We start from the raw sequence: 12,089 nt of genomic DNA, 5'->3' as shown, positions 1-12,089 counted from the left end.
ATGGAAAAAGAAAAAATTGCACTAATCGAAGCAATTATATTTGCCTCAAAAGGAATATCAATGCAAAAACTAAACGAATTAACAAATATTAATCAAGATGAAATAAACAAAATTATAGAACATCTCTATTCAAAATACAACAATAATTCTGAATCTGGAATTGAATTAAAAAACATAGATGGATATTTAAAATTTTACACGAAAAAGCAGTATTCTTCACATATTGAAAAAGTTGTAAAAAGGCGTTCTCTAAGTACTCTCACCAATCAACAACTTGAAATAGCAATACTCCTTGCAACAAAAAAAGAAGCAACTAAAAAGGAGATAGACGGAATTCGTGGAAAAGATTCTACAAATATTTTAAAACAGCTACTCTATAGCGGTGTAATTAAAAGAAAAAAAAGTGGAAGATCTTATATATACAGTTTAACTGAAACTTTTAAAGAAGAAACACTAATAGAAGAACTCATCGGAGAACTGGGAGGTGCTCAACTTGACACTTTTGGAAGCAAAAACTCTAGCTCGCAAAATAATGGAAAGCGGTGAAATTCCACTTTTAGTTGGTCATTTTGGTGTAGGTAAAACCGATATAATTAGAGAAATTGCCCGTGAGACAAACAAAGAATTAATTATTTTGGTTCTTTCACAAATGGAACCTGGAGATTTAATAGGTTTACCTTCAAGACAAGAAGATAAAACAGTTTTTCTTGAACCTGATTGGTGGCCTAAAAATAATCAAACAATACTTTTCTTAGATGAAATTAATAGATCTCATAGAAGTATAAGAAATGCTATTATGCAACTCCTTGTTGACAAAAGAATTCATAATCACATATTACCAGAAGGTACTTGGATTGTTGCTTCTATGAATCCTCCAGATGAAGAGTATGACCAGGTGGATTTAATAACTGATCCAGCATTTTTGTCAAGATTCTTTATTCTTGAAATTACTCCTGACCTTGAAGAATGGTTAAATTGGGCACAAAAAAATGATATTCCAAATGAAATAATAAAATTTATTGAAAAAAATCCTGAATTTTTATATTCCTCAAATCATATATCACTAAAGACAACCATAAAACCAAGTCCAAGAAGCTGGCATAAGCTTGGAAATGTATTCAAAAAACTTTCCGATGAGGAGAAAAAAACTTTTGGATATCAACTTGCTTCGGGAATCCTAGGGCCAGAGGCAGCAAAAATATTTACGGAAAACCTCTTCTTAAATATTCCTACAGCAAATCAATTGTTAATGGAAGGAATCATACCAGAAAAATTAGAACTTCACGAAGCTAATTCAATAATTCTAAGAATAATTGACTTTTTTTCAAATCTTGATGAAGAAAATGCAAAAAAATTATATGAAAAAGCAGAAATAATTGCAGGAAATTTAATCAAATTTTCAAATTCTGTTCCAAAAGACAGCTTTTTCAGCCTAGTTAGATTACTAAGTGAGCTTTCAAATGAGGATGGTTATAAAGGAAAGTTATGTGATAAAATACTTGAAAAAATATCATATTAAAAAACTCCCTTCGTCACTGAAGGGAGTTATTCTAGTGTATAAAATCTCTCCTGCGGTGCTACAATTTCCGTAATTCTTACTCCAAAATTTTCATCAATTACTACAACTTCACCACGTGCAATTAGTTTACCATTTACAATAATATCAACCGGTTCACCGGTAAGCTTATCTAACTCAATTAGAGATCCTACTGATAATTCCATAACTTGCTTTAAGGTAAGTTTCGTTTTTCCAAGCTCAACAACAACATTAAGTGGAATGTCAAGAAGTGCTTGGATTCTATCAGGTATTTCCCTTGTTGATTTTACTGTTCCACCACTTTCAAAAGATTGAAATTGTGCCGGAGAAACTGAAACAGGATTTTTTTCCACATTTTTTGTAGTTGAAGCAGGCTGCTCAGCATAATTTTGAGTAGAAGTAGATGAAGAGGCCTCTGTAGCATTTGAAGCTACCTTTTCCTGTTTTTCGCTCTCGCCAAAAATCATACTATATAACTTTTTAACAAATTCTGGAGACATTGCTAAAAAGAAATCAGCTGGTTCTAAACCTTCTATAACAAGTTTAAAATTAACTTTAGCTACAACTGCATCATCACTAGTTGCAATAGGTGGGAAATCAACGTTGTCCCCATCAAAATCAATCAATTCAACAGTTGGTGGAGTAATATCAACTGGTTTCTTTAACATATCAGAAAGGGAAGTCGCTGCAGCTCCCATCATCTGATTCATAGCCTCTGACACAGCACTTAATGAAATTTCATCAACTTCTTCATTTTCAACTTCTCCCGTTCCACCCATCATTATGTTTGCTATTTGCGCAACTAATATCTGCGGAATAATAAGAGCATTTAGACCTTCTATTGCACCCTTAAAATGTATGGAAACTACTGCATTTTTTCCTGTAACTTCTTTTTTTATTTCTGATATTTTTTTCAAATCAACTGTTGGAACAGTAATATCAACTTTTCTTCCAAGCAAAGTTGAAAGCGCAGTAGTTCCACTTCCCATTATTATATTTCCTATTTCACCAAACATATCTTTTTCTATCTCAGTTAAATTCTCATCTTCATTTAATTGATTAAGTAATGAATCTAATTCCTCCTGGGATAAAAATTGTTCATCACCCATCATCTTATCTCCTCCTCATCATCGAGAACCTCAACAATTTTTACCGCATATTTTCCTTTAAATACTCCTGGAACACCTAAGAATTTATCTTTACCATTTAATTTAATTTTTAAAGGATCTTCTTTAAAAGTATCTAATCTTATAACATCTCCAACCTCTAAGTTCAGTATATCCCAGAGTGTTAAATTAGTCTCACCAACAGCCACCGAAAGTTCAACAATTGTTCTCGCTAGATTTTCACGTAATGCTTTCATGTCCTCTTCAGAAACTATTTTTTGCTTGGTCTTAAACCAACTCTGAGTAGTTAATTTTTCACCAATCGGTTCAATCAAAGATGATGGCCAACAAATATTAATATATCCTTCAATATTTCCTATCTTTAAAAACAATGTAATTACAAGAACCATTTCATTTGAAGCAACAATTTGGACAAATTGTGGATTTGTTTCAATTGCTTCAATAACCGGCGTAAAAGAATAAACAGTGCTCCATGCCTGGGCCAAGTTAGTTAAGATATTTACTACTTCTTTTCTCATTACTTCAATTTCAGTATCTGTTGGAGGCCTGTTAATTTCCACATTCATACCAGGTCCTCCTAATAATATTTCTAATACCCCAAAAAATATTTCTAAATCTATATCCAAAATTGCACTTCCAACAAATTCTTTTGCAGAGAAAACGGCTATATATGAAGGATTACGAATTGATTTTACAAATTCATCATAGGTCATCTGATCAAGACCAACTAAATCAACTGCTACAAAATTACGGAGACGTCCTGAAAAATATGTTGAAAGGCTCCTTGCAAAATTTTCATGGAGCATTTGTAAAGTTCTCTCTTGCTCCTTTGAAAATTTCCTAGGCCTTAAAAAATCATATGTTCTTACTTTTTTTTCTTCCTCTTCTTTTTTTACTTCTTCAATTGATACTTCTCCTTGATTAACCGCTTGCAGTAATCGATCTATTTCTTCTTGGCTCAAAACATCAGACATTTTATCACCTCAATTATTGGACGGAACTAACAGCCTTTATATACAAATATACATCAATTACCCCTTCCTTTTCTTTTTCACCAACAAAGCCGGTAATTTCGTTTACAGCGTTTTTAATTTGCTTTTTTAAAAGTTCAATTCCAGCTGGAGTATTTATTTCTGTTCTTTCTTTACTCAAAAATATCAACATTAATGCATCCATAATTTCATCATTTTTTTCAGCAATTAAACTTCTACATTGATCACTTCCAACTTTAAAAGATAGAGAATCAATTACAGCAACCTCTTTACCACCTTTTAACATAAATGTCTGATAGGTTCCTGGTTGAATAACTACTGCTTTTATTGGAACTGTTGTCGTAGTGGTCGTAGTTGTTGTTTTCTCCGGCTGAACTTGAGTATTATTACCCAAAAACATTACCACCGCAACACTAACAACTAATGAAATCACAAGCGGTATCAAAATAGGTCCTAATAACCCCATTATTCCTTTCTTTTTTTTAGGTTGTTGTTCTTCTTGGATTTCTTCTTCTGGCATCAAAATCCCTCCTATTTTGCAAGTTCACGTTTTATTAAAATATCAATTCTTCTATATTTATCTCTCAATTGCCTTATTTTATTATCTGTTTCTTCAGTTTTTTTTGCTACAAAATTATTCCATTCTTCTCTTGTAATTTCTCCAGCAACTAATTTTTTTCTCATCTCTTCAAGTTCAAATTCGTATAAATTTCTTAAAGCTTTTATTTCCTTTTGAATTTCAATATCTCCCTTGCCAATTGGAAGAAATCTTTCAGCTGCATAATAGTAATCTGGATCAAATCTTCCTAGTTGTATATCTGCAATTCTTTCAAGTGTCCTCTTTTGCTTTAGCTCTGTAGTAAAAAAGTAAACAACACTTGATGCCCTAGCTGCACTTAAATGCCAATTTGATTGGTAAATAGAATTTTCTGGCACAGGAATTTCATTAGCATATCCATATACTTCTAAAACATTTGTTGTATGTTCAATAATTACTGCTCCTAATTTTTCCAATAGTTTTTTTGCTTCGGCTGTTAAACGTGCACTACCAGGATTAAATATATCCAAATCGCTAATTGTAATTAATGTACCTTCGTCTCTTTCCTCTACCGTTACTTTTCCTTTATACTCTTCAGAAATTTTCAATATTTCCTGATATACACCCGGGTTTTGAGATATCAAAGGCTCAGTTTGCAAAGATTTTCCTCCTGTAAGTACACTTGGTGGATTACCATTTAATGCCGATGTTAATCCAACTGCAACCTGTTGAAATTTTCCTGGACTAATACTTGACATTGCAAATAACAAAACAAAAAATGTAAGCAAAAGGGTCACCATATCTCCGTATGTTGTCATCCAGAGCGGAGCACCCTTAGGACATTCTTGTTTTTTAGCCATTATTATGCGCCCGCCTCCTGAGTAGCTGCTTCATACTGAGCTTTTACAGCATCTGGTAAGAATGACTTTAATTTTTCCTCCAATATTCTTGGGTTTTCACCAGCTTGAATCGACAAAATTCCTTCTAAAATCATTGTTTTTTCCATTTCAAAACTTATTACCCTTTTTGCAATTTTTTCTGCTATAGGAAGTGCCATTGCATTTGCCATTATAGAACCATACAATGTTGTAATCAATGCAACCGCCATTGAAGGTCCTAACGAGTTAGGGTCATTAAGACTTTTAAGCATTTGTATCAGCCCTATCAAAGTTCCTATCATTCCAAATGCAGGAGCATAAGCTCCAATTGCTTCAAATAATCCTTTCTTCAAATTCATCTCATTACTAGCAACCTCAACTTCTATTTCAAGCATTGATTTTAAAACTTCAGGTTCTGTACCATCAACTAAAAGTTGAAGACCTTTTTTCATAAATGGATCATCAAGTTGCTCTATATTTTCCTCAAGTGATAAGAGACCTTCCCTTCTTGCCTTTTCTGACAAAGATACAAGTGTTTTTAACAAATTAACATAATCAGTTTTCGGCTCTTTTAAAGCTTCAAGGGCTATTTGAACAATTTTAAAACCTATATCTTTTGGATTTGCTGCAACTGCAGCACCAATAGAACCCCCTATAACTATAACAATGGACGGAATATTAATAAACGCTGCAAAATCTCCACCACCAGAAACAATTCCAAAAACAACCATAGCAAAAGCTATACCAATACCACCAATTAACGCTATATCCATTACTCATCACCATCCTTAAATAAAGGAGGAATATTTAAAATTTTCTTTTTGTATTCAATAATTCTTTCTATAACTGTTTTAGCATCTTCTGACACTATATATTTTTTACCGTTATACAAGGTTATTGTAGTGTCAGGAAGTTCTTCTATTTTTTCAATGTAGTCAGCATTTAAATAAAATTGCTGCCCTGATAATGAAGTAACCAAAATGATAAAAATCACTCCTCAATTATTATCGTCTCAAATTAACAACTTCTTGAAGAATTTGGTCAGCAGTTGTTACAACTCTAGCATTAGCCTGAAAACCTCTCTGCGCAATAATTAATTTTGTAAATTCTTCTGATAAGTCTACATTCGACATCTCTAGTGCACCTGATATTAAAGACCCTGATCCCCCAAAACCTGGTTGTCTAATTATAGCTCCTCCACTATTTGCACTTTCTGTATATAGTGAATTTCCTGCTTCCAATAAACCTGCTGGATTATTAAATATAGCAAGTGCTACTTTTCCCAATTTATCGGTAAGCCCATTACTAAATGTTCCAATTATATCTCCATTTTCAGCTATTGAGAAAGATTCTAAAGTTCCTTGAGCATTACCATTTTGTTCCGTAACATAAGCATCAGAAGTTGCTGCAAATTGAGTTATTCCTGTCAAATTTAACTTTATCTTTACTTCTCCATCTCCATTTTCACCAGCATCAAATTTTATAGCATCTATTGATTCACCTCTATTTACCTTACCGGTAGAAGGATCGAAAGCATAAATTCCAGTAAATCTTCCGCTTTCATCAAATGTCATAACACCAGCTGTTCCACTAGTAATTTCTTGGCCTGTTTCATAATTAGAAAGATATTTAATATTTTCTCCACTTGCGTTTCTCACTCTAAAGGCCCAAGCATTTTTGAAAGTATCTGTACCATCATAGTAATTTGCCGAAAGCTTTACAAAATCTATATACAAGGTATAGGCATTTCCCAATGTATCATAAACTTGCACAGAAGTTGTATAAAATGGAGAATTAAACTCAGAAACTGCAAAATTTGTTGGATTATCTGCCTCATAAAATCTAGGTTCACCACTACCAGGTACTACTACACTATTAACAGTATCTTCTCTTACTACTTCTATTGTATATGCTCCACTTGCATTAAATACTCCTGATAAACTATATGAACTTCCATTTGTTATATTATCTAAGCTATACTCTCCTACTACATTTCCATCTCCATCCCTTACAAATACTTTTACAGGTGAAGTAGTAGTTGTTCCATTATACGTAAAGTCTATCTGGTTAGCCGCAACACTAGTTGGAGTTTCGGTTGATAATACATACCCAGGAGTTTGCAAGTCAACAACATCGTTTGCTATTTCTACGATATAATTTCCACCATTAACTATTTTTTCAGATGAAATTGTTGCATTACCGCTTGAAACACTCGAAGTTTGAACGTCCAAAATATTTCCGTTTACATCTTTAATAATAAACGTATAATTTCCATCATCTTGTTGAATATTGTTCAAAGTTAAGCTTCCATCAGTCGTTGCTGTTGCAGAAAGTGATTGCTTTATCGCACCAGATTGAACTACATTTCCAAATTTATCAAATTTAATATAAATTTCCCCATCAACAGAATCATCACTTCCACTATAAACCTTTGCTCTATAGATCTGGTAATCTGAGAATGGCTCTTGCAATGCTCCACTTTCACGGTCAAAAAGTATTTTTACATCTACAGAATTTCCTCCATAACCAGAAAGTGTCATAACTGTTTTACTAGGCCCAACTCTTGCATCAAGATTGTTAGCAACAGTCATATAAGATGTTTTTTTTGCAGCCATTGAAAGACCTGCAGAAATTTGAATATCTGATATTGGTTTATTAGTATCAACAAATCTCTTTCCAGATTCTGGATCCGGTTCTGCGACCCATCCTTGTAGTTTGAGTCCTGAAGATGCTTGCACTAAGGTACCATTTACATCCAAATCAAAATTACCAGCCCTTGTATAATACGTCTTTCCTGAACCATCTTTTAAAATGAAAAAGCCATCTCCTTGAATTGCTAAATCAGTTTTCTTTCCAGTATTTTGAAAACTTCCTTGTGACATGATTTTATCAATAGATGCTACCTTAACACCATAACCAATCTGCTTTGGATTTGTACCTCCTGTTAATTCTGTAGCTCTTTTAGACAATTCTAATACTTGGGAAAAGGTTGTTGCATAAGTAACCCTAGAAGCTTTAAAGCCAATTGTACTAACGTTTGCAATGTTATTTCCAACAACATCAATTGCTTGTTGAAATCCTTGTAACCCTGTAACACCACTATAAATTGACCTAATCATCTATTTCACCCCTCTTGCGAAATTTCTATTATTGAACTTATAGGATATAAATTTCCATTTACTAGAACATAAACATCGTTATCCCTAAATTGTACTGCTTCCACTTTTCCTCCATCCATAGCTGAAATTTCTTCTAAATTTCCGTCAGGTTGTACTGAATAAAGATTGAAAGTATATTTCCCATCGGGAAGCATCACACCATCATCATTTCTTCCATCCCAAAGAAAGGTCTGCATTCCTTCACTCAAATTACCTAAATCTTCTTGACGAACCAATTTTCCATTCTCATCGTAAATTTTCAAAATAACATGCGATGGAGACTCTAATTTGAAAACTTGGGTCGATGTTGACCCCCTTGATAACTCTAACACATTAGATTTTACAACTGCATACTTTCCAACCATGGAAGAAGCTTGGGCTCTGTACAACGAAGCAGAACTTTCAACAAACTTCTGCACAGACTCACTCATATTAGTAATCTGTTCTAATGTGGACAATTGTGTCATTTGGGCAATAAATTCTCTATCTTTTAATGGCTCTAATGGATCTTGATTTTTTAATTGAGTTACTAAAAGTTCCAAAAACGCTTCTTTGTCTAATTCCTTTTTTATTTCTTGCTTTTTTGAATTTGTACTTAAATTGTATATATTATCCATCGAAACCCAATTCATCATTCTGTTTCACCCACCTTTTTTGTCTTCTCCTTTGCTCTTGTTGTTGTTCTTCATTAGATTGCTGATTCTCATCCTCATACCATTCTTGCTCTTCTTTAACTTCTAAATTAAATTCTTTTACCTCCAAACCTACATTTAATAATCTTTCTCTTAAATTAATCAATCCCTTTTCTATAACTTCCTTGGAATCACTATTATCAAATATAAACTTTACAACTACTTCATCTTTTATTTTTTCCAAATTTATTTCCATCTTTCCAAAAGCAGGATGTTCTAAATTTATAACCGCTTTTTCTTTAACTATTTCTCCTTTAAAATTGATCATTTCAACAACTTTTTTGTAAATATTCTCTATATTTCTATTTTGAGTTTCAATTTTTACCTTCTGATTTAAATCTACTTTCCCAGTTTGTATATCACCAGGCCTTACAATATTTTCATCAATATGCGAAAGAGATTGGTAACTTTTTTTGGCATAAAACTCTTTTATATTATTAGACACTTTTGGTTTTATATCACTAAATTCACTTTTCAATTTTGAAATCTTATTTTCTCTTTCAACAACAAACCTTACATTTATCTCACTTTTATTATTCTTCGAAACACTTTCCATTTTCCTAATTAATTCATTTAAAGTTTCCACATTTTTCTTTATAGACTTTAAACTAATTTTTAAATGCTCACTGTGTTCTTTTTTCAACATCAGATTATCCAATTTTCTAATACTTTCAAAATTTTCTTGAGCATCAAACATATTGACTATCATAGGTTGTAAAACAACAGCTTTTATAGTGCTATCATTTGAAAAACCTTTATCAGCATTAACTTTATTATCCAATATCAAAAACTTTTTGCTTGAAATTTTTAACTTGATATTATCCTTAACATTCAAATGTTCTAAACTACTTTTTATCTCACTACCACCTTTTACAAAATCTTTTAAAGCAGCTTTTAAAACTAAAGGAATCCTCTCCATTTTATCGTTCCAAGTTATTTTTCTTGAATGAAAATTATCTTTCAAAGCTTTTTTATATTCATATTTACTTCTTTTACTCTCTAAATTTAACAACTTACTGGGTTCTATTAGAATTATTAGTTTTTCACCTTTTTTTAGATTTATTTCTTTTTCATTAATAACAACAGCTTTTTTACTGTTATCTGGTATATTTAAAACTCTATGCACAAAATTCTTGCTAATTATTTTTTCTTTCTTCAAGACATCTTTAATTATTTTTTTATTTTCCAGACTATAAATCTTTTCATCACTTTTTTTCGAATAAAAATTTTGAGTATCATTTTCAACCTTCTTTTCTTTTAAAAAAGTTCCATTTTCTACACCTAATTCACTCTTCATTTTTTGCTCTAAATCTTCAATAAATTGAATTTTTGACTTAAACTTATCTTCCAATTGAATTTCGTTTAAATCTTTATCTTTAACAATTACCTTATCTTTGATATCTTTTTGAATTAAATTTTCAACTTTTTTAGCCACTTCAACTTTCGAAATTTCCTTTTTTAATCTATCGTCCTTTATTAATTTTCTTTCATTGACTATTAGTTTTTTTACCACATCTGTTTTTGAAACAATTTCAGTTTTAGCTTTATTATCTTTAGAATTAGGAATTATTTTTATTTCTTTTTTATTACTACTTTTCTTTATATCGATATTTTCAATACTTGAATCTAAATTTGTTTTAACTGATAACTTATTTTTACTTTCATCAACAATAACCTTTTTGCTAATACTTTTAATTTCTTTTAAAATAAAATATCGATCTTTTTTACTTATTTTAGTTTCGAATTCTTTATCACTTAGTTTAGAATTTTCTTCTAATTTTTTCAATGATAGAATTTTACTATTTTCAATAACTATTCTTTTCTCTGCATCCAGTGCTTTAGTATTTTCTTCTATAACTTTGTTAGTATCATTCTTAATAAATGCATTTTTTCCACCTAACTTATTTAATTGCCCAGCTTCATTTTGTTCATTATTAGATAATGATAAGCTCTTTATAGCTTTCTTTAACTCCATAGCAGGAGTTGTTAATTCTTTTTTCATGTTACTAGACATTTCAAATACTCTTTTAGAAAGAAAATTAGCCATTACTTTCTTTTTTGTTTCAATCAGCGCTTTTTCAAAACCTTTAAAGTTTTGATTATCTTTTATCTTTTCATTGGTTGTCAATTTTAAATTTGCATCTTTTTTTATATTAACAATCTGCATTAAAAAGTTCATTCGATCCCACCACCAAGTTTTATTATCTCAATAAATAATTTTTCATTATTTTCTTTCAACCATTTAAGTATATTCCTTGATTTGCTAGGTTCTAAATTAGATAATAAGTAGGCTACTATCTTTGGAGATTCTTTATATTGATTTATAAAAGCTTTTATTTCTTCTTCTGTTAAACTTAAAATATAACTTTTTATTGCTTTATTGAAACCTTCGAGTGATATTAATTGGCTTTCTCTTTCATACAATTTTGCGTAAAAATCTTCTAATTCCTTTATTTTACTATTAACTTCATTTAAAATTTCTTCAACATTGTATATTGTATTAACCACCGATGCAGCTTTTGTCGGATTTACCGAGGCCAAAGATTGTACCATTTCACTTCTTAAATCAGGTGAAAGTTTTTGAAATACAACAGCTAAAGTTTTTACATCAACTTTCTCGCTATTCATTAAAGGCAAAAGTTCTTTTGAATCACCATTTTTAAATATTTCAACTAAACTATCTAAATTTTCAACTTTCTTAATCACTTCAACTTTCGAAATTTCTTCTTTAATTTTTCTTTCTTTCCATTCATCTTCTATTGACTTTAATGTTTTATATAATAATTCATTTTCTTGCTTTAATTTTTCTGCCTCTTTTAATTTTTCCTCAGATTGCTTTATCAATTCCTCAATATTTTTCTTGTAGCTTTCCAAAACTTCTTCAAAATATTTTTTTGGCTCATTTATACTTAAAGGTTCATATTTAACGTATTTATTTACCAATGGTATTTTTGACAATAAGTAAGCTGAATAACTTTTAAAATTAGAAAAAATTCCCTCATCAATTCCATAAACTTGATTTAGCTGAAACTTAAAATAGGAAATAAATATTAAATTAGAAAAAAACAAAACAGCTATAATAAATGCAACTAAAAATTTTAGGAATTTTCCTTTTTTTTCCATATCAACCCTCCAAGTTATACTTTGTCCATAGTATTTTTCTATAG

The 12,089-nt window shown here is 30.9% G+C and carries 12 protein-coding genes; 2 read left to right on the top strand and 10 right to left on the bottom strand.

Annotated features, from left to right (window positions below; genetic code table 11):
- Together scpB and EO083_RS00920 are read left to right on the top strand one after the other, a co-directional pair.
- Positions 1 to 546 (top strand): SMC-Scp complex subunit ScpB, encoded by a 546-nt coding sequence (scpB, locus tag EO083_RS00925; protein WP_126992350.1) that lies wholly within the window; start codon positions 1 to 3, stop codon positions 544 to 546.
- Positions 494 to 1,519 (top strand): AAA family ATPase, encoded by a 1,026-nt coding sequence (locus tag EO083_RS00920; protein ID WP_164723671.1) that lies wholly within the window; start codon positions 494 to 496, stop codon positions 1,517 to 1,519. Before scpB ends, EO083_RS00920 begins: the two co-directional genes overlap by 53 nt.
- Positions 1,520 to 1,545: 26 nt before the next feature.
- Here EO083_RS00920 and fliY read toward each other — a convergent pair whose 3' ends face one another.
- Genes fliY through EO083_RS00870 form a run of 10 tightly spaced genes read right to left on the bottom strand, consistent with a single transcriptional unit; the run spans position 1,546 to position 12,045 of the window.
- On the bottom strand, positions 1,546 to 2,646 hold the full coding sequence (gene fliY, locus EO083_RS00915; RefSeq protein WP_126992538.1) for a flagellar motor switch phosphatase FliY: 1,101 nt from the start codon (positions 2,644 to 2,646) through the stop codon (positions 1,546 to 1,548).
- Positions 2,646 to 3,638: a flagellar motor switch protein FliM gene (gene fliM, locus EO083_RS00910; protein ID WP_126992349.1), complete on the bottom strand. Its 993-nt coding sequence runs from the start codon at positions 3,636 to 3,638 to the stop codon at positions 2,646 to 2,648. Before fliM ends, fliY begins: the two co-directional genes overlap by 1 nt.
- A gap of 13 nt (positions 3,639 to 3,651) precedes the next feature.
- Positions 3,652 to 4,176 carry a flagellar basal body-associated FliL family protein gene (locus EO083_RS00905; protein ID WP_126992348.1) on the bottom strand — a complete coding sequence of 175 codons (525 nt, stop codon included), beginning with the start codon at positions 4,174 to 4,176 and terminating at the stop codon, positions 3,652 to 3,654.
- A gap of 11 nt (positions 4,177 to 4,187) precedes the next feature.
- On the bottom strand, positions 4,188 to 5,054 hold the full coding sequence (locus EO083_RS00900; RefSeq protein WP_126992347.1) for a flagellar motor protein MotB: 867 nt from the start codon (positions 5,052 to 5,054) through the stop codon (positions 4,188 to 4,190).
- Positions 5,055 to 5,056: 2 nt separating this feature from the next.
- A complete protein-coding gene (locus EO083_RS00895; protein WP_126992346.1) occupies positions 5,057 to 5,845 on the bottom strand; it encodes a motility protein A in 789 nt (262 codons plus the stop codon).
- On the bottom strand, positions 5,845 to 6,057 hold the full coding sequence (locus tag EO083_RS00890; RefSeq protein ID WP_164723676.1) for a flagellar FlbD family protein: 213 nt from the start codon (positions 6,055 to 6,057) through the stop codon (positions 5,845 to 5,847). Before EO083_RS00890 ends, EO083_RS00895 begins: the two co-directional genes overlap by 1 nt.
- A gap of 19 nt (positions 6,058 to 6,076) precedes the next feature.
- A complete protein-coding gene (locus EO083_RS00885) occupies positions 6,077 to 8,191 on the bottom strand; it encodes a flagellar hook-basal body complex protein (protein WP_126992344.1) in 2,115 nt (704 codons plus the stop codon).
- Between the two features lie 5 nt (positions 8,192 to 8,196).
- Positions 8,197 to 8,865, bottom strand: a complete 669-nt coding sequence (locus tag EO083_RS00880; RefSeq protein WP_126992343.1) for a flagellar hook assembly protein FlgD — start codon at positions 8,863 to 8,865, stop codon at positions 8,197 to 8,199.
- Positions 8,840 to 11,101 (bottom strand): flagellar hook-length control protein FliK, encoded by a 2,262-nt coding sequence (gene fliK / locus EO083_RS00875; RefSeq protein ID WP_126992342.1) that lies wholly within the window; start codon positions 11,099 to 11,101, stop codon positions 8,840 to 8,842. The genes EO083_RS00880 and fliK overlap by 26 nt, the downstream gene beginning before the upstream one ends.
- A complete protein-coding gene (locus tag EO083_RS00870; protein WP_126992341.1) occupies positions 11,098 to 12,045 on the bottom strand; it encodes a hypothetical protein in 948 nt (315 codons plus the stop codon). The genes fliK and EO083_RS00870 overlap by 4 nt, the downstream gene beginning before the upstream one ends.
- Between the last annotated feature and the right edge of the window lie 44 nt (positions 12,046 to 12,089).

The sequence above is a fragment of the Thermosipho globiformans genome (assembly GCF_003990895.1).
Lineage (GTDB): Bacteria > Thermotogota > Thermotogae > Thermotogales > Fervidobacteriaceae > Thermosipho > Thermosipho japonicus.
Note: the sequence above shows the minus strand (reverse complement) of the source record. Positions and strands in the feature narration are given on the sequence as shown.